This is a genomic window from Pseudomonas sp. FP1154, from assembly GCF_030687245.1.
Taxonomy (GTDB): Bacteria; Pseudomonadota; Gammaproteobacteria; order Pseudomonadales; family Pseudomonadaceae; genus Aquipseudomonas; species Aquipseudomonas rhizophila.
In genome coordinates this window covers 1,194,195-1,212,136 of record NZ_CP117465.1, presented here as the reverse complement: position 1 = coordinate 1,212,136, position 17,942 = coordinate 1,194,195, and the positions used below count along the sequence as shown (strand labels likewise).

Genomic DNA, 17,942 nt, shown 5'->3' with positions numbered 1-17,942 from the left:
CGACGAATCCGGCACACTAGCCGCCGCTTTATCTTATCCACTCATGCAGAAGCCGTATGACCCGTTCCCCGTTCCGCCGTCTTGTGTTTGGCACCCTGCGCCGACTGTTGTACCTCTGGGTTCGCTCCGAGACGATCAATCAGTCGTCCTTCACCCTCAACCTCGACCGCAGTCGTCCGGTGTTCTACGTCCTGCAAAACCCTTCGCTCACCGACCTGGCGGTGCTCGACACCGAGTGCACCAAGGCTGGCCTGCCCCGCCCGGTACTGCCGGTGTCCGTGGGCAACCTGTTGGAACCGGCGGCGTTTTTCTACCTGACCCCGGCACCGAACTGGCTCGGCCGGCAGGACAAACGTGGCGCACCGCCGACCCTGACGCGACTGGTCAATGCCCTGACCCACAACGCCGCCGAAGACGCACAGATCATCCCGGTCAGCGTGTTTTGGGGGCAGTCGCCCGACAGCGAATCCAGCCCGTGGAAACTGTTGTTCGCCGACAGCTGGGCTGTCACTGGCCGGCTGCGGCGCTTGCTGAGCATCATGATCCTGGGGCGCAAGACCCGCGTGCAGTTTTCCGCGCCGATCCATTTGCGCGAACTGATCGAGCACGACAAGGGCCACGAACGCACCGTGCGCATGGCCCAGCGGATCCTGCGGATACATTTTCGCAACTTGAAAGCGGCGGTCATTGGCCCGGACATTTCCCACCGACGCAACCTGGTCAAGGGGCTGCTGAACCAGCCTCTGGTCAAACAGGCGATTGCCGACGAGGCCGAGCGGGAAAAAATCGCCCCGGAAAAAGCCAAGGCCCAAGCGCTGCGTTACGGCAACGAAATCGCCTCGGACTACACCTACACCGCGATCCGTTTCCTGGAAGTGGTGCTGAGCTGGTTCTGGAACAAGATCTACGACGGTATCAAGGTCAACCACATCGAAGGCGTGCAGAAGGTCGCTCAGGGCCACGAAGTCATCTACGTGCCGTGCCACCGCAGCCATATCGACTACCTGCTGCTGTCGTACCTGCTGTTTCGCAACGGCCTGACCCCGCCGCACATCGCCGCCGGCATCAACCTCAACATGCCGGTGATCGGCGGTCTGCTGCGTCGGGGCGGGGCGTTTTTCATGCGTCGCACCTTCAAGGGCAACCCGCTCTATACCGCGGTGTTCAACGAATACCTGCACACACTGTTCACCAAAGGCTTTCCGGTGGAGTATTTCGTCGAGGGCGGTCGCTCGCGCACCGGACGCATGCTGCAACCCAAGACCGGCATGCTCGCCATCACCTTGCGCAGCTTCCTGCGCTCATCGCGCATGCCCATCGTGTTCGTGCCGGTCTACATCGGCTATGAGCGCGTCCTGGAAGGCCGCACCTACCTGGGTGAACTGCGTGGGGCGAGCAAGAAGAAAGAATCGATCTTCGACATTTTCAAGGTCATCGGCGCCCTCAAGCAGCGCTTCGGCCAAGTAGCGGTGAACTTCGGTGAGCCGATCAAACTGGCGGAGTTTCTCGACGGCGAACAGCCGGGTTGGCGCCAACAGGAGCTGGGCCCGCAATTCAAACCGGCCTGGCTCAACGCAACCACCCACCGCCTCGGCGAGCGGGTGGCCCGGCACCTGAACGAAGCGGCGGCCATCAACCCGGTCAACCTGGTCGCCCTGGCGCTGCTGTCCACCAGCCGCCTGGCCCTGGACGACCGTGCCATGGCCCGGGTGCTGGACCTGTACCTGGCGTTGTTGCGCAAAGTGCCGTACTCGCCTCACACCACCTTGCCCGAGGGCGATGGTCGAGCGCTGATCGAGCACGTCAAAGGCATGCACCTGCTGTCGGAACAGAGCGATGCCCTGGGCAAGATTCTGTATCTGGACGAGCAGAATGCCGTCCTGATGACCTACTACCGCAACAACGTGCTGCACATCTTCGCCCTGCCGGCGTTGCTGGCGAGTTTCTTCCAGAGCACCTCGCGCATGAGCCGCGAACAGATCCTGCGCTACACCCGCGCCTTGTACCCCTACCTGCAATCGGAGCTGTTCATTCGCTGGTCACTGGAAGAACTGGACGCCGTGGTCGACCAATGGCTCGAAGCGTTCGTCGAACAAGGGCTGCTGCGTTTCGAAAAAGACCTGTATCTGCGCCCGGCCCCGAGCTCACGGCATTTCGTGCTGCTGACCCTGTTGTCCAAGAGCATCGCGCAGACCTTGCAGCGCTTCTACATGACCGTCTCCCTGCTGCTCAACAGCGGCCAGAACAGCATCAGCGCCGAAGAACTGGAAGACCTCTGCACGGTCATGGCCCAGCGCCTGTCGATCCTGCACGGCTTGAACGCACCGGAGTTCTTCGACAAGAGCCTGTTCCGGCATTTCATCCAGACAATGCTGGACCTGGACGTACTGCGCCGGGACGAAGCGGGCAAGCTAAGCTATCACGAGCTGCTGGGTGAACTGGCCGAAGGTGCGGCCAAGCGGGTCCTGCCGGCGGAGATCCGTTTGTCGATCCGTCAGGTGGCGTTGCATCGCAGTGAAGATGCGGCAGATCAGGTCATCCCGGTGGTTGCGGACTGACCCCACAGGCGCCAGGTTCTCTCTGGCGCCCTCAATATGGAAATGCCCCCAATGAAAAAGCTTCTTCTCGTCGCCGTTGCCACGTTACTCAGTGCCTGCTCCAGCGCACCGCTGGCGAGCAAAAACAGTCTCGACGGTGAAGTGTTCTACCTGCAGCGCATCGCCCTGCCGCCTACCGCTGTCTTAAGCGTGAGCCTGCAGGATGTGTCCCTGGCCGACGCCCCCGCGGTGGTGCTTGATGAACAGAGCGGTCCGGTCAAGGGCCAGGTCCCGCTGCCGTTTCACCTCAGCTATGATCCGGCCCAGGTCAAACCCGGCCATCGCTATGCCGTGAGCGCGCGCATTGAAGTGGACGGCCAGTTGATGTTCATCACCACCGAACAACACACCGTGCAGCTCGATGGCAAAGATCCACAGCCGCTGAAGATCCGCGTCAACGCCGCCCGCTGATTTCTCTTTCTAATTTTTTCAAGGAAGCTGCCATGCTCCGCTCTACGCTCCGTTTCACCAGCCTGTGCGCCGGCCTGTTGTTCTGCGCCAACACCATGGCCCTGTCCCTGGCCGACCTCTCGCAGAAGGACGCCACCGGCGGCCTCAAGGACGCACTGACCCAGGGCGCCCAAGTAGCCGTCAAGCAGTTGGGCACACCCGGTGGCTTCAGCAACAACCCCGAGGTGAAGATCGAACTGCCGGGCAAGCTCGGTAAAGTCGCCAGCAAGATGAAAGCCTTTGGCATGGGCGATCAGGTCGAACAACTGGAAGCCAGCATGAACCAGGCCGCTGAAGCCGCTGTGGTCCAGGCCCAGCCGATCCTGGTCAATGCCGTGAAGAACATGAGTGTGAGCGATGCCAAGGGGATCCTGAGCGGCGGCAACGATTCCGCCACGCAGTACCTGAACAAGAGCAGCCGCGAGCAGATCCGCGCCAAGTTCCTGCCCATTGTCAAGCAAGCCACCGACAAGGTTGGCCTGGCGCAGAAATACAACACGTTCGCAGGCCAAGCGGCGACCTTCGGCGTGCTGGACGCCAAAAGCGCCAACATCGAAAACTACGTGACCGAACAAGCGCTGGACGGTTTGTTCGAGATGATCGGCAAACAGGAAGCCACCATCCGCCAGAACCCTGCGGCGGCGGCGAGCAGTTTGGCCAAGAAGGTGTTTGGTACGCTCTGAGATTCAGCGCAAAAACACTGTGGGAGCGAGCCTGCTCGCGATAGCGGTATCAGCCATAACATCTGTGTTGACTGATACTCCGCCATCGCGAGCAGGCTCGCTCCCACATTTGATCTTCAGTGCTATCAGGATCGTGTCAGGTCTTCTTGACCCTGAACCACGCCGCATACAACGCCGGCAGGAACAACAGCGTCAACGCCGTCGCCACGATCAGCCCGCCCATGATCGCCACCGCCATCGGGCCAAAGAACAGGCTACGTGACAGCGGAATCATCGCCAGCACCGCCGCCAGCGCGGTGAGCACAATCGGGCGGAACCGTCGCACAGTGGCTTCGATGATCGCCTGCCACGGGGCGAGCCCCGCCTTGATGTCCTGTTCGATCTGGTCCACCAGAATCACCGAGTTGCGCATGATCATCCCCGACAAGGCGATGGTGCCCAACATGGCAACGAAACCGAACGGCTGGCGGAACACCAGCAGGAACAGCGTGACACCGATCAGCCCCAGGGGCGCGGTGAGAAACACCATGGCCGTGCGGGAAAAACTGCGCAGTTGCAGCATCAGCAACGTCAGCACCACGACGATGAACAGCGGCACGCCGGCGTTCACCGATTGCTGGCCACGGGCGGCATCCTCTACCGTACCGCCCACTTCCAGCAGATAACCGTCCGGCAGCTCGGCACGAATCGGGGCCAGGGTCGGGAAGATCTGCTGCACCAGGGTCGCCGGTTGTTCCTTGCCATAGATATCAGCCCGCACGGTCACACTTGGCAGGCGATTGCGGTGCCAGATAACGCCTTCTTCGAAGCCGTATTCCAGCGTCGCGATCTGTGACAGCGCAACGCTTGTGCCATTGTCGGTCGGCACCGCCAGGCTCGGCAGCAGGGACAATTCGGTGCGCTCATGCACCGTGCCGCGCAGCAGAATCTCGATCAGTTCGTTGTCTTCCCGGTATTGGCTGACGCTGGAGCCGGTGAGGGAACTGCGCAAAAAGCTCGACAGGTTAGCCGTACTCACGCCCAACGCTCGGGCGCGGTCCTGATCAACGTTCAGGTACACCACCTTGCTCGGCTCTTCCCAATCCAGATGCACGTTGGCCACGTAGGGATTTTCACGAACCTTGGTCGCCACTTTCCGCGCCAGGGCCCGGACTTGTTCGATGTGCTCACCGGTCACGCGAAACTGCACCGGATAACCCACTGGCGGGCCATTTTCCAGGCGCGTGACCCGCGAGCGCAGGGCCGGGAACTGCTCGTTCAACGTGGTGATCAACCAGCTGCGCAGGGGCTCGCGGTCTTCGATGGTCTTGGCCAGCACCACGAACTGGGCGAAGCTGGGTGCCGGCAGTTGTTGATCCAGCGGCAGGTAGAAACGCGGTGAACCGGTGCCGACATAAGCCACGTAGTTGTCGATGCCCGCGTGGTCCTTGAGCAGCGCTTCAAGGCGCTTGACCTGCTCGGCGGTGTTGCTCAGGGACGCGCCTTCGGCCAGCTTCAGGTCGACCATCAGCTCAAGTCGCCCCGAGGCCGGGAAGAACTGTTGTGGCACGAAACGGAACAGCGCCACCGAGCCCACAAATAACAGCACGGTCAGCACGATGACGGTTTTGCGCCGCCGCACGCACCACTCCACCAAGCGCCGCGCCGGACACGCTGGTAGAACGGCGTGCCGTAGGGGTTGAACTGGCCATCAGCGGTGCCGTGTTTGGCGGCATGAATTTTCGCCAGGTCCGGCAACAGTTTCTCACCCAGGTACGGCACGAACACCACCGCGGCCACCCAGGAGGCCAGCAGCGCCAGGGTAACGACCTGGAAAATCGAACGGGTGTACTCACCGGTGCCTGACTGCGCCGTGGCGATCGGCAGGAAACCCGCAGCGGTGATCAGCGTACCGGTGAGCATCGGGAATGCGGTGCTGGTCCAGGCATAGCTGGCGGCCTTGATCCGGTCGAAGCCCTGCTCCATTTTGATCGCCATCATCTCGACCGCGATGATCGCGTCATCCACCAGCAGACCCAACGCCAACACCAGCGCGCCAAGGGAAATCTTGTGCAGGCCGATGCCCAGGTAATACATCGCGGCGAAGGTCATCGCCAGCACCAGCGGAATCGCCAGGGCGACCACCATCCCGGTTCGCAGCCCGAGGGAGAAGAAGCTCACCAGCAACACGATCGTCAGGGCCTCCACCAGCACCTGGACGAACTCGCCAACACCGGTTTTCACCGCCGCCGGCTGGTCCGAGACCTTACGCAATTGCATGCCGGCCGGCAGGTTGTTCTGGATACGGGCAAACTCCGCCTCCAGGGCCTTGCCCAGAATCAGAATGTCGCCGCCGTCCTTCATCGCCACGGCCAGACCAATGGCATCTTCGGCCATGAAGCGCATGCGCGGGGCTGGCGGATCGTTGAAACCGCGATGCACATCCGCGACATCGCCGATACGGAACGTGCGATCAGCGACACGAATGGGAAAGTCGCGGATCTCTTCTACTGTCTGAAAATTTCCCGATACCCGTAGTTGGACTCGCTCGCTGCCGGTTTCGAAAAAGCCTGCGGTCGATATTGCGTTCTGCTCTTCCAACGCCTGCTGGACTGCCGCCAGCGGCACGCCGAGGGTCGCCAGCTTAACGTTCGACAGTTCGATCCAGATTTTCTCGTCCTGCAAACCCAGCAGTTCGACCTTGCCCACATCCTTGACTCGTTGCAGTTGGATCTGGATGCGATCGGCGTAATCCTTGAGCACGCCGTAGTCAAAACCATCGCCAGTCAGCGCATAGATATTGCCGAAGGTGGTGCCGAACTCATCGTTGAAAAACGGCCCCTGGATGCCCGGCGGCAAGGTGTGACGGATGTCACTGACCTTCTTGCGGATCTGGTACCACAACTCGGGAATCTGCGCCGAATGCAGGGAATCGCGAGCCATGAAAGTCACCTGGGATTCGCCCGGGCGGGAGAACGAGACGATTCTTTCGTAATCGCCGGTTTCCATCAGTTTCTTTTCGATGCGTTCGGTGACCTGGCGAGAAACCTCCTCGGCCGTAGCCCCCGGCCAGTTGGTGCGAATGACCATGGCCTTGAAGGTAAACGGCGGGTCTTCGCTCTGGCCGAGCTTGGTGTAGGAAAGCGCGCCGACGATTGCCAGTAGCAACATCAGGAACAGGACGATCTGGCGGTTACGCAGCGCCCATTCGGAAAGATTGAAGCCCATCGGGGATTACTCCTTGGCCGCCAGATTGACCACGCGGTTGGAGCGATCCACCGGCCGCACCTGCTGGCCGTCGAGGAGCACGTGCACACCGGCTGCGACGACCCAGTCATTGGGGCTCAGCCCTTCAAGCACCGGAACGGTTTTTTCGCCAAACGGGCCGACGCGCACCGGGACTTTTTTCAGGGTGTTATTGCCGTTGACTACCCACACGTAAGTGGCGCCGTTCTCGGCGGTGAGTGCAGACAGCGGCACCGACAGCGACACCTGGTCGCCGGTCTGGATAAACACTCGGGCACTCTGGCCCAACTCAGCCGGAACACTGCCGGCGGTGAAGGCAACGCGAGCGGCGAAGGTGCGGGATCTGGGATCGGCGGCTGGCGACAGTTCGCGGATGCGTCCGCTGAAACGCTGATCGGGCTGGCTCCATAACTCCACCGAGACCGGCTGACCAATCTTGAACCGGCCAAAGCCCTGCTCCGGCAGGCTGATCAGCACTTCACGCTCGCCGTCAGTGGCGAGGGTGAAGACCGTTTGACCGGCCGATACCACCTGCCCGACCTCCACGGAACGCCGGGCAACCACGCCATCCTGTGGCGCACGCAGCACCGAGTAACTGGCCTGGTTGCTGGCGACATCGTATTCAGCCTTGATCTGCTTGAGCCGCGCGGCACCGGAGCGGTAGAGGTTTTCTGCGTTGTCGTACTGGGAGCGGCTGACCATCTGCCGCTCCATCAAGGTTTTGTAGCGATCACGTTCAGCGCGCACCAGGTTCAGGTTGGCTTCGGCGGCGGCGACTTGGGCACGGGTGGCTTCCAGCTGCAGGCGCACGTCCTGGGGATCGAGCTCGGCCAGGGGCTGGTTGGCCTTGACTCGCTGGCCCTCTTCGACCAGTCGTCGGCTTACTTTGCCGCCGATGCGAAAGGCCAGGTCGGGCTCGAATCGCGCCCTGACTTCCCCCGGATAACTTTCCATCGCCTGGCCCGAAGGCTCTGGCTGCACCACCATGGCGGGGCGCACGGCAAGGGACACGGGTTCGTCCTGACCACACGCAGACAATAAAAAAACCAGGCTCACTGGCAGGGCGAGGGGCAAGGCATAGCGGAACATGGCGAGTGACCTTTCGCTAATGGTGCTTGGAATAATTATACTGACGAGTATGTTATTAATAGCAAACTCACCAGTCCAGTATTAAAAGCGAATAATGTCGAACAATCTTTCACCTCCCAACGGCCCAGGCCGTCCGAAGGATCTGGCCAAGCGCCAGGCCATTCTCGACGCGGCAAAAAAACTCTTCGTCAGCCTGGGGTATGCCAACACCAGCATGGACGCGGTCGCCACCGAGGCCGGTGTGTCGAAGCTGACGGTCTACAGCCACTTCAACGACAAGGAAACGCTGTTTTCCGCTGCCGTGGTGGCTAAGTGTGAAGAGCAAGTGCCGCCGCTTTTCTTCGAATGGCCTGACGGCGTACCGATCGAACATGTGTTGCTGAACATTGCCCGTGGTTTTCACCAACTGATCAACAGCGACGAATCGGTGAACCTGCATCGGTTGATCATGGCCTTGGGCAGTCAGGACCCGCAGCTGTCGACGATCTTCTTTGAAGCAGGCCCGCAACGCATGCTCTCAGGCATGGAAAGGCTGCTGAACAAGGTCAACCAGAGCGGCGCCCTGAGCATCGACAAACCGCGCAATGCGGCGGAACACTTCTTCTGCCTGATCAAGGGTGCGGCGAATTTCCGCTTGCTGTATGGCTGCGGCGCACCGTTGGAAGCCGCAGCGGCCGAGGCTCATGTCGAGGAAGTGGTGGGGTTGTTTATGCGCGCTTATCGGCCGCAGATCATCTGATAGATTCTCGCCGGCTGGGCGGGCCTCATCGCGAGCAGGCTCGCTCCCACAGGGTAAGGTGTAGTTAACACAACACACATCTGTGGGAGCGAGCCTGCTCGCGATGGAGGCGACGCGGTCTCAGGCCTTGAGCGCCTTCTTGGGATAGATGTCGTAGCGGCTGGATTTACCCTCGAGCCCGTGGCTGGGTTTTGGCCCTTCGATGCACGGTGCCTTGCGCGGGCGCTTGACCACGACGCGGTGAGTCGCCAGGGCCAGGGCCGCGGCCAACAACGCCGGAGCGTCCAGGTCGTCGCCCACCAGCGGCCGGAACAGGCGCATTTCCTTCTTCACCAGGGCCGTTTTCTCACGATGAGGGAACATCGGGTCCAGGGTAGATCACCTGGGGCGGCTCGCCTTGCCAGTTGCGCATCACCTCGATGGAATTGCCCTTGAGCAACCGCATGCGGGCGACGATCGGCGCCACGTCGAAGTCCTCCGAGCCTCGGGCCAGGCCATCCTCGAGCAATGCGCCGATCAGCGGCTGGCGCTCGATCAGGCTCATTTCACAGCCCAGGCTGGCCAGCACAAACGCATCCTTGCCCAACCCGGCCGTGGCATCCAGCAACACGCGGACGTACGCCCTGGGCCACACCGACGGCTTTGGCGATCATCTGGCCGCTACCGCCGCCGTACAAGCGGCGATGGGCCGCGCCGCCTTCGACGAAGTCCACCCGCACCGGTCCCGGCGCATCCGGCCCCAGTTGCTGCAATTGCAACCCCTGCTCACCGACCTGCAAGGCAAACTCGCCATCGTCCACCTGCAACGGCAGGTCAAGGCGCTGTGCCCAGTGCTCGGCCTGCGGCTGGAAGGCCGGGGCCAGGGCCTCAACATGGATGCGGCAGGCCGCGGGTTGATCACTCATGGAAGTTGTTCATTCTTGGAAACATGCTCAAAAAATTAAGGATCGGCAAAAACGGCCGATAACAACGGTGAACGGCATTTTGCCAGAGCTGAGCGTCGACCGAGAAAAATGTCAGACATTCAATCCACATCGATAGGCGTCATCTCCCCTTACGGCGATTACAGCCTGCGCAACACCCAAGCCCTGAGCGGCGTCAGTCACCTGTGGCAGGATTTTTTTGCCCGGGCCCTGGCCGATCAACTGGGTGATAACGCACCGGCGCCTGGCAGCTACCAGCCAGTTGCCCTCGATGAGGCTGTTGAACCGACCCTCGGCGCCGAATTGCTCGAGCACATTGTCAGCCAGCGCAACTGCCAAGTGACAGAAACCCAAGTCAAACCGCCTGAGCCGCTGTTCCTGCCAATCGCTGAATTTGAACTCGACCTGCTGGACAAACCCTTCCCGCCGTTCCCGCCGGAAGAAATCGCCACCCAGCAAAAACAGCAGACCTTCGAAAGCAACTGGGTTCGCCCTCTGGTGCTTGCCGCCGGCCAACCGCTGCCAGAACCGGGACCTGCGCCTCAGCCACGTCCTCTGCACCTGCCGATTGCCGAATTCGAACTGGACCTGCTGGACAAGCCGTTCCCGCCGTTCCCGGAAGAGGAACTGGTGGCACAGCAGAAGCAACTGGACTTCGATACCCGCTGGGCACGCCCGATCGTGTTGCAGAACCTGCGCATCGCCGCCTGAATCAACGGCAAATCCACCACGGCCCGACATCCAGATGAAAATGGTTGCGGTGCGCCGCGTTGTAATCCGGACTCAAGACCACATTGAACACGTCACAGGCACCGTCGCGCACCTGGCGCAGGAATTGGGCGTGGGTGTTGTCCTTCGGCCAGTCCTTGAGCACGTTCACGCGACGGCCGTCCGCCAGGCGAAACCCGGCGATATCCAGCGCACTGGCCGTGGCATGCTGGCTGCGCGCCCCGCTCTCCCGACCGTACATATTGCGACAGGCGAAACTGCCCAGATGATCGACCTGCACCACTTCCTGCCCATAGGTCGCCAGCGCCGCCGGCTGCAGCGCGTGACGTTCAAACAAGGCGAACGCCACCGCCAGCGGGCAACTGGCCAGGAAGCTGCTGCTCAACGCCACCTCGCCGCCCTGCACCCTCAGCACATTGCTCAGCGGGCAACTGGCCTGGGGACTGCTGTCGGCCTGGCGGGTGGCCCGCAGCCCCGAGGTCGCGAGCGCCTGGTCGCATAACTGCGGATCGTTGCGCAGGGCCATGAGTTTGTAACGGGTCAGCAGGTTCGGCGGCGCATTGACGTCCAGGGGCGCCCAGGGATTCCATTGTGGCGGCACCGACAGCCAACCGCGCCATACCCCCAGCACTGCGACGCCAACAACCAGCACCAATAGCGTAAAACCTTTCAAAACCCGCACGACAATGCCTCGGGCCTCAACCCTTGAATAATTGGTTGGCCTGGTTGAAGGGCATCGAACGACGGGTGAAGGTGAACGAGCCCTGTTCGCGGATTTCCTCGGCGGCGCGGAAAAACTCGCCATACGCCGCCAGGGCCAGCGCGGACCCGACACTGATGCGCTTGACGCCCATCTCGCTCAGCTGCGCAACCGTCAGGTCCAGCGCCCCGGACATCAACACATTCACCGGTTTCGGCGCCAGCGCCCGGACCACCGCCAGCACCTGCTCGGCCGAGCGCAAGCCTGGGGCATAGAGCACGTCGGCACCGGCATCGGCGAACGCCTTCAGGCGGGCAAGGGTGTCATCCAGGTCGGGCTTGCCGTGCAGAAAATTCTCCGCCCGGGCGGTCAGCACAAAGGGATACGGCAGACTGCGCACCGCGTCAGCCGCAGCTTTAACCCGCGCCACGGCATGCTCGAAGCCATAGATCGGGCTGTCTTCGCGCCCTGTGGCATCTTCGATCGAGCCACCCACCGCGCCGGCCTGCGCCGCGCGGATCAGGCTGCTGGCGCACGCCTCGGGGGCATCGGCGAAGCCGTTCTCCAGATCGACCGCCACTGGCAAGTCAGTGGCCGCCACAATCGCCCGGACATTGGCCAGGGTGTCATCCAGCCCCGCCGCACCATCGGGCCGTCCCAGGGAAAAAGCGTAACCGGCACTGGTGGTGGCCAGGGCCTCGAAGCCGAGACTGGCAAGCATCTTTGCCGAACCGGCGTCCCACGGGTTGGGAATGACGAACGCGCCTTCGCGTTCATGCAAGGCTTTGAAGGCCTGGGCTCGACGGGTTTGCGCATCCATGGAAATCACTCCTGGGCAGAGGAAATTTTCGCCTCAGAGCAAACCCAGTTGCTCGGCGGCGGGCTCTCTGTATAGCTCAGGCAGGGCCGGCAAGCCAGGCAAACGGCTCATCAATCGGCGATGAAAGTGTCGCGCGAGTTTGGCCGCCAGCACGTTGTCGGCGGTGTGCAGAAAGATATAAGGCGTGCGCCCCTCTTCGATCCACCCGGCGATTTTTTCCACCCAGGGGGTCAGGAACGGTTCGTTGGCCTCCAGCACTGGATGGCCGATGAAACGCACCTGCGGGCAGTGGGTGAACGCGGTCGGCCGGGGCGGTACGCGCGGTTTCTTCGATTGAGCATGGAGCACGGCAGGATCGGTCGAGGTGCAACTGAACAATGCCCGGGGATCCAGACAGATGCGTTCTACCCCGCGATCAAGGAGCAGGCGGTTGAGCTGTCGTTCTGCATCGCCCTTGGCAAAGAAGTCACCGTGACGGACCTCCACGGCCAAGGGTCGCTCAAAGGCATCGATGAAGCCCGCCAGCTCCGGCAAGCGATTCGGGGTAAAGGCCTTGGATAGCTGCAACCAGAACGGTGAAACCCGTTCGCCCAGGGGGCTGAGCAATTGCACGAAGGTTTCGATGGCCGTCAGGTGCTCACGCAAATCGCCATTGTGGCTGATGTCACCGGGCAACTTGGCGGTGAAGCGAAACTGCTCGGGCATGGTCTGCGCCCAGCGCTGAACGATGGCCGCAGAGGGGCTGGCGTAGAAGGTCGTATTGCCTTCCACGGCATTGAACACTTGAGAATAGAGGTTCAGGAAATCGGAGCTTTTGGCGTCTTGCGGATAAAGATAATCGCGCCAGGCGTTTTCGCTCCAGGACGGGCAGCCCAGGTAGTAAGGCAACCCCATCAGATGTAGAGATCGAGTCCCAGCACTTCCATATCCCAGTCAACGAAACCGGCAGTGCTCAGGTAGCTGGCCAGGGCCGCGGATACACTGCGGCTCATCGCGCGGTGATACAGCATGTCTTGCTGACGGGCCGGAAGATTGCTCAGGCGTTGCGCCGAGGCTTTGGCAGCGCGAGCGGCCAACTGCTCTTCGGACGGAAATTCCAGTTCGCCATCGATGTCATCGAAGGACTCATCCGCAGCAACTTTGCCTGCACGAGGCCTGCGTTTGATGGGGTAGGACTGGGATGAAACGCCGTCTATACGCATAACAGAATGCTCGGTATCAATGATGGCAATTTAGCGGCACTTTCACAGCCGCGCAAATGCGCAAGTGATAACTAGAGCACATAAAGTCAAAAAGGTTTAAAACCGGCTCGAAAAAATGACGACTGGTAATATTGGGCGTGACTTTTGGGGGAGCAAATGACTTTGTAGGAGCAAGGCTTGCCCGCGATGAAGATGACGCGGTCCGCCGGAGAACCGGGGCCCCCGTATCGCGAGCAAGCTTTGCTCTCACAACGCCTGGGTCTACCGTTCGGATTTGGGTGTTGCAACCTTGTCCCGTAAGTACACCGGTTGTGCATCGTCGGCCGGGATGGCTTCGCCGCGCTCCCAGGCGAAGCGGGCCAGGGTCAGCAGGTCTTCGGCATGGGGCAGCATCGAGGCGTCCTGGCCGCTGAGGGGGACGGCAATCCGCTCGCCGTAGCCCCAACCGGTCCCGGCGCCGAACCAGTCGCCGCTGGCGTTGGCAGGCAACGCCGCCGCTTCGGGGGGGAGCACCGCTTCGGCGCCCACCAGGCGCATCTCACCCTCGGACTCGCGGTAGCAGCCCCAATACACCTCATCCATGCGCGCATCGATGGCCGCCGCGACCTGGCTGACGCCCTGTTCACGCAAGGCGCGCTGGGCGAGTACCGCCAGGTTGGACACCGGCAACACCGGCCGCTCCAGGGCAAACGCCAGGCCCTGCACCACGCCGACGGCAATGCGCACGCCAGTGAACGCTCCCGGCCCACGACCAAAGGCAATCGCATCCACCGCCTGCAAGGTGGTCCCTGCATCGCTGAGCAATTGCTGGATCATCGGCAGCAGCTTCTGGGCGTGCAAGCGCGGGATCACCTCGTAATGGCTCGTGACCTTGCCGTCGTGCAGCAAGGCAACGGAGCAAGCTTCAGTCGCGGTATCCAGGGCCAGCAAGGTGCTCATCGGTGTGTCCGTAAATCAGATGGGGAAAAGTGCGCCAGTATAAACAACTACGGCCCGCAAGCGGGCCGTTGTTATTTGCTGCACAGCAGACTTGTCAGCTCAGTGCTTCAAGCACCTTGCCGGTGATCGCTTCAACCGAACCAACGCCCGCGATGTAGCTGTACTTGGGCTTGCCCTGGGTCTTGGCGGACAGCTTCTGGTAGAACTCCACCAGCGGCTTGGTCTGGGAATGGTAGACCGACAGGCGATGGCGCACGGTTTCTTCGGTGTCGTCCTTGCGCTGCACCAGTGCTTCACCGGTGATGTCGTCCTTGCCGGCGAGTTTCGGCGGGTTATAGACGGTGTGGTAGACACGGCCGGACGGCTCGTGGACACGACGACCGGCAATGCGTTGAACGATCTCTTCGTCGTCGACGGCGATTTCGACAACGTGATCCAACTCCACGCCAGCCGTAACCAAGGCTTCGGCCTGCGGAATGGTGCGCGGGAAACCGTCGAACAGGAAGCCGTTGGCGCAATCGGCTTGAGCGATGCGATCCTGGACCAGCGCGATGATCAGGTCATCCGACACCAGGCCGCCGGCATCCATGATGCTCTTGGCCTTGACGCCCAGCTCGGTGCCGGCCTTGACCGCGGCACGCAGCATGTCGCCAGTGGAGATTTGCGGGATACCGAATTTTTCGGTGATGAACTTTGCCTGAGTACCTTTACCGGCCCCGGGAGCTCCCAGCAGAATGACGCGCATCGATGTGCTCCTCAATTTTTTTATGTAAACGCTCGGATTCGCCTCGTGGGGCCAATCTCGGAAAACAGGATCGTGACCGCCCAAACGGCCAAAGGCTGATCAAGATACACAGCAGGCCCGACCCACACAAGCCGCCGAAAGTCGAAGGAACCCGCGCCTGACGCGACCTTGGGAGGAGGTGGCGATCGTCGCAACCGGACAACAAACTGTCGCCCGACCGACCTCCTCCCTGCCCACCCGGCCTCCGCCCGGGGGATACCGGGCGGGCCGTTTCGGTACGCCGCTTAACCTTAGCCGGTGTTGCGCAAACCGGCGGCAATCCCCGCCACAGACACCAGAAGCGCCTGTTCCACGGGGCTGCCCTGGGCAACTTCCTGCTGCCGCGAACGGGCAAGCAGTTCAGCCTGCAACAGGTGCAACGGGTCGAGGTAGGTGTTGCGCAGGCGAATGAATTCCAGAGTGTCAGGGCTATGTGCCAGTAGCTGCGACTGACCGGTCAACCCCAGGACCACCGAGCACGCCTGCGACAATAGGTCGCGTAAATGCTCGCCCAACGGTAGCAACCCAGGTTCGACCAAACGCTCATCGTAGGAGCGCGCGATGTCCGCGTCGGCCTTGGCCAGCACCATCTCCAGCATGTCGATGCGGGTGCGGAAAAACGGCCATTGTTCGCGCATCTGCCCCAGCAACTCGCCCTCGCCGCGCTCCAGCGCCTTGCCCAGGGCGGTTTCCCAGCCGAGCCAGGCCGGCAGCATCAGGCGCGTCTGGGTCCAGCCGAAGATCCACGGGATCGCCCGCAGGCTTTCGATGCCTCCGGCCCGGCGCTTGGCCGGCCGGCTGCCCAGCGGCAGACGGCCCAGTTCCTGCTCCGGTGTGGACTGGCGGAAATACTCGACGAATTGCGGATTTTTCCCGCACCACGGCGCGGTAAGCCTTGACCCCGTCGGCCGCCAGTTCATCCATCAGATGACGCCACTGAGGAGTGGGCGGCGGCGGTGGCAGCAGTGTCGCTTCCAGCACGGCGGCGAGGTACAGATTGAGATTCTGTTCGGCGATGTCCGGCAGGCCAAATTTGAAACGAATCATTTCACCCTGCTCAGTGGTACGGAACCGCCCGGCCACCGAACCCGGCGGTTGCGACAGAATCGCCGCGTGAGCCGGACCGCCGCCACGCCCCACGGTGCCTCCGGCCCGGCCATGGAACAACAGCAGTTCGACTTGCTGTTCGCGACAAATGTCCACCAGCCGTTCCTGGGCTCGATACTGTGCCCAGGCCGCCGCTGTCGTGCCGGCATCCTTGGCCGAATCGGAATAGCCGATCATCACCTCCTGAGGCCCTTGCAGCCGCGAGCGATAGCCCGGCAGCAGCAACAATTGCTCGATCACCGGCCCGGCGTTGTCCAGGTCGGCCAGGGTCTCGAACAGCGGCACCACCCGCATGGGTCGCAACACGCCGGCCTCTTTCAACAAGAGCTGCACCGCGAGCACATCGGAAGCGGCGCCCGCCATCGAGATCACGTACGAGCCCAGGGACGCCGCCGGCGCCGCCGCCACTTCCCGGCACGTGGCCAGGACTTCCGCCGTATCGGCCGACGGTTTGAAATGAGCGGGCAAAAGCGGACGCCGGTTGTTCAGCTCCTCCAGCAGAAAGCTGATGCGCTGCTCCTCGCTCCAGTCCTCATAGCGGCCCAGGCCCAGGTAGTCAGTGATTTCAGTCATGGCTGCGCTGTGGCGCGTGGAGTCCTGGCGTACATCGAGGCGCACCAGGAACAACCCGAACGTCACCGCCCGGCGCAAGCAGTCGAGCAGCGGCCCGTCGGCGATCACGCCCATACCGCACTCGTGCAGGGACTGGTAGCAAAGCTCCAGCGGGTCCAGCAGTTCGCGGTTGTTCTGCAACACATCGGCAGAGGCTGGGGTGGTGACTTTCAGGGACGCGTGCGCCCAATTGCGCGTGGCGCGCAGGCGTTCACGCAATTGCTTGAGCACGGCACGGTAGGGTTCAGCGCTATCACCGGCCTGGGCGCGCAAAGCCTCGCTGGCTTTTTGCATGGACAGCTCAGCCGCCAGATGATCAACGTCGCGCAGGTACAGATCTGCCGCCATCCACCGCGCCAGCAACAGCACTTCGCGGGTTACCGCAGCGGTGACATTGGGGTTGCCATCCCGGTCGCCGCCCATCCACGAGGCAAAGCGGATCGGTGCAGCCTCCAGCGGCAGGCGCAAGCCGGTGGCGGCATGCAGGGCCTGATCGGCCTTGCGCAGGTAGTTGGGAATGGCTTGCCACAGCGAATGTTCGATCACCGCAAAGCCCCACTTGGCCTCGTCCACCGGGGTCGGCCGGGTGCGGCGTATTTCTTCGGTATGCCAGGCTTCGGCGATCAGCCGTTGCAGACGCTCGTGGATCTGCGCACGCTCGGCGCTGGTGAGATCGCGGTGGTCCTGGGCCGCCAGTTGCGCGGCGATGGCATCGTATTTCTGGATCAGCGTGCGCCGGGCCACTTCCGTGGGGTGGGCGGTGAGTACCAGCTCGATTTCCAGCCGTCCCAATTGCCGCGCCAGGGACTCGGCGCCATGGCCCTCGGCCCGCAACCGAGCAAGCAGTTCGGGCAGCACCCGCGCCTCGAACGGTGCCGGTTTGGACTCTTCGCGTCGGTGGATAAGTTGATACTGCTCGGCGATGTTGGCCAGGTTGAGGAACTGATTGAACGCCCGCGCCACCGGCAGCAGTTCGTCCTCGCCCAACTGATTGAGGCTGGCGCTCAGTTCGGCGTCCATGGAGCCGCGTCGATCGGCCTTGGCACCCTTGCGGATCTGCTCGATCTTGTCGAGAAACCTGTCCCCGTACTGTTCGCGGATGGTGTTGCCCAGCAGCTCGCCGAGCAGGTGAACATCCTCGCGCAAGCGTGCATCGATATCGGTCATCAGCAGTTCTCCAGCAAAAGGTCCGGACAGCTCTTGGGTTAGACGTTTTACAGAGAGTGCCGACGCAAGACGTTTATGACAAGCGACGAGGGGACATTAAACCTTGTCGGACAAAGCTAGTCTTAACAGTAAGCCACACAACGGCTTGTCACTCTGCGCGCCTGCCATCCGCGGGC

General features: G+C 62.1%; 12 protein-coding genes and 3 pseudogenes. 5 read left to right on the top strand and 10 right to left on the bottom strand.

Translation table 11 applies throughout. The annotated features are described in order from the left end of the window. The first annotated feature begins 56 nt into the window (after positions 1-56). The 3 genes from plsB to PSH91_RS05430 are packed head-to-tail and all read left to right on the top strand — an operon-like array spanning position 57 to position 3,730. Positions 57-2,558: a glycerol-3-phosphate 1-O-acyltransferase PlsB gene (plsB, locus tag PSH91_RS05440; RefSeq protein WP_305467530.1), complete on the top strand. Its 2,502-nt coding sequence runs from the start codon at positions 57-59 to the stop codon at positions 2,556-2,558. Between the two features lie 51 nt (positions 2,559-2,609). Next, positions 2,610-3,008, top strand: a complete 399-nt coding sequence (locus PSH91_RS05435) for a YbaY family lipoprotein (RefSeq protein ID WP_047227547.1) — start codon at positions 2,610-2,612, stop codon at positions 3,006-3,008. 32 nt (positions 3,009-3,040) lie between these two features. Then, complete coding sequence (locus PSH91_RS05430; RefSeq protein WP_076386199.1) at positions 3,041-3,730, top strand: DUF4197 domain-containing protein; 690 nt, start codon at positions 3,041-3,043, stop codon at positions 3,728-3,730. Between the two features lie 136 nt (positions 3,731-3,866). Here PSH91_RS05430 and PSH91_RS05425 read toward each other — a convergent pair. Together PSH91_RS05425 and PSH91_RS05420 are read right to left on the bottom strand one after the other, a co-directional pair. Beyond that, positions 3,867-6,937: pseudogene (locus PSH91_RS05425) on the bottom strand (efflux RND transporter permease subunit). A gap of 6 nt (positions 6,938-6,943) precedes the next feature. Continuing rightward, a complete protein-coding gene (locus PSH91_RS05420; RefSeq protein ID WP_305467528.1) occupies positions 6,944-8,044 on the bottom strand; it encodes an efflux RND transporter periplasmic adaptor subunit in 1,101 nt (366 codons plus the stop codon). A 94-nt stretch (positions 8,045-8,138) separates the two neighbouring features. Here PSH91_RS05420 and PSH91_RS05415 point away from each other — a divergent pair, with 94 nt between their 5' ends. Continuing rightward, positions 8,139-8,783, top strand: coding sequence for a TetR/AcrR family transcriptional regulator (locus PSH91_RS05415; RefSeq protein WP_047227543.1), 645 nt, complete (start codon positions 8,139-8,141; stop codon positions 8,781-8,783). Between the two features lie 120 nt (positions 8,784-8,903). Here the strand turns inward: PSH91_RS05415 and PSH91_RS05410 are convergent. Continuing rightward, positions 8,904-9,688: pseudogene (locus tag PSH91_RS05410) on the bottom strand (class I SAM-dependent methyltransferase). A 108-nt stretch (positions 9,689-9,796) separates the two neighbouring features. Here PSH91_RS05410 and PSH91_RS05405 point away from each other — a divergent pair. Beyond that, on the top strand, positions 9,797-10,417 hold the full coding sequence (locus PSH91_RS05405) for an energy transducer TonB (protein WP_107321564.1): 621 nt from the start codon (positions 9,797-9,799) through the stop codon (positions 10,415-10,417). A gap of 1 nt (position 10,418) precedes the next feature. Here PSH91_RS05405 and PSH91_RS05400 read toward each other — a convergent pair whose 3' ends face one another. From PSH91_RS05400 to ppc, 7 genes and pseudogenes are all read right to left on the bottom strand, one after another. After that, on the bottom strand, positions 10,419-11,117 hold the full coding sequence (locus tag PSH91_RS05400; protein WP_047227540.1) for an extensin family protein: 699 nt from the start codon (positions 11,115-11,117) through the stop codon (positions 10,419-10,421). A 16-nt stretch (positions 11,118-11,133) separates the two neighbouring features. Further along, a complete protein-coding gene (locus PSH91_RS05395) occupies positions 11,134-11,955 on the bottom strand; it encodes an oxaloacetate decarboxylase (RefSeq protein ID WP_305467526.1) in 822 nt (273 codons plus the stop codon). A 33-nt stretch (positions 11,956-11,988) separates the two neighbouring features. Continuing rightward, positions 11,989-12,849 (bottom strand): DUF72 domain-containing protein, encoded by an 861-nt coding sequence (locus PSH91_RS05390; protein ID WP_305467524.1) that lies wholly within the window; start codon positions 12,847-12,849, stop codon positions 11,989-11,991. Further along, on the bottom strand, positions 12,849-13,157 hold the full coding sequence (locus tag PSH91_RS05385; RefSeq protein ID WP_047227537.1) for a hypothetical protein: 309 nt from the start codon (positions 13,155-13,157) through the stop codon (positions 12,849-12,851). The genes PSH91_RS05390 and PSH91_RS05385 overlap by 1 nt, the downstream gene beginning before the upstream one ends. 261 nt (positions 13,158-13,418) lie before the next feature. Continuing rightward, positions 13,419-14,096, bottom strand: coding sequence for a tRNA (adenosine(37)-N6)-threonylcarbamoyltransferase complex dimerization subunit type 1 TsaB (tsaB, locus tag PSH91_RS05380; protein WP_047227536.1), 678 nt, complete (start codon positions 14,094-14,096; stop codon positions 13,419-13,421). A gap of 94 nt (positions 14,097-14,190) precedes the next feature. After that, complete coding sequence (gene adk, locus PSH91_RS05375) at positions 14,191-14,841, bottom strand: adenylate kinase (RefSeq protein WP_047227535.1); 651 nt, start codon at positions 14,839-14,841, stop codon at positions 14,191-14,193. Between the two features lie 290 nt (positions 14,842-15,131). Next, positions 15,132-17,766 (bottom strand): annotated as a pseudogene (gene ppc, locus PSH91_RS05370) (phosphoenolpyruvate carboxylase). Positions 17,767-17,942: the final 176 nt, after the last annotated feature.

What these genes read in the sequence shown, in the direction of transcription:
- plsB (WP_305467530.1), top strand. Translation starts at nt 57, where the DNA reads ATGACCCGTTCCCCGTTCCGCCGTCTTGTGTTTGGCACCCTGCGCCGA.
- PSH91_RS05435 (WP_047227547.1), top strand. Translation starts at nt 2,610, where the DNA reads ATGAAAAAGCTTCTTCTCGTCGCCGTTGCCACGTTACTCAGTGCCTGC.
- PSH91_RS05430 (WP_076386199.1), top strand. Translation starts at nt 3,041, where the DNA reads ATGCTCCGCTCTACGCTCCGTTTCACCAGCCTGTGCGCCGGCCTGTTG.
- PSH91_RS05420 (WP_305467528.1), bottom strand. Translation starts at nt 8,044, where the DNA reads ATGTTCCGCTATGCCTTGCCCCTCGCCCTGCCAGTGAGCCTGGTTTTT.
- PSH91_RS05415 (WP_047227543.1), top strand. Translation starts at nt 8,139, where the DNA reads ATGTCGAACAATCTTTCACCTCCCAACGGCCCAGGCCGTCCGAAGGAT.
- PSH91_RS05405 (WP_107321564.1), top strand. Translation starts at nt 9,797, where the DNA reads ATGTCAGACATTCAATCCACATCGATAGGCGTCATCTCCCCTTACGGC.
- PSH91_RS05395 (WP_305467526.1), bottom strand. Translation starts at nt 11,955, where the DNA reads ATGGATGCGCAAACCCGTCGAGCCCAGGCCTTCAAAGCCTTGCATGAA.
- PSH91_RS05390 (WP_305467524.1), bottom strand. Translation starts at nt 12,849, where the DNA reads ATGGGGTTGCCTTACTACCTGGGCTGCCCGTCCTGGAGCGAAAACGCC.
- PSH91_RS05385 (WP_047227537.1), bottom strand. Translation starts at nt 13,157, where the DNA reads ATGCGTATAGACGGCGTTTCATCCCAGTCCTACCCCATCAAACGCAGG.
- tsaB (WP_047227536.1), bottom strand. Translation starts at nt 14,096, where the DNA reads ATGAGCACCTTGCTGGCCCTGGATACCGCGACTGAAGCTTGCTCCGTT.
- adk (WP_047227535.1), bottom strand. Translation starts at nt 14,841, where the DNA reads ATGCGCGTCATTCTGCTGGGAGCTCCCGGGGCCGGTAAAGGTACTCAG.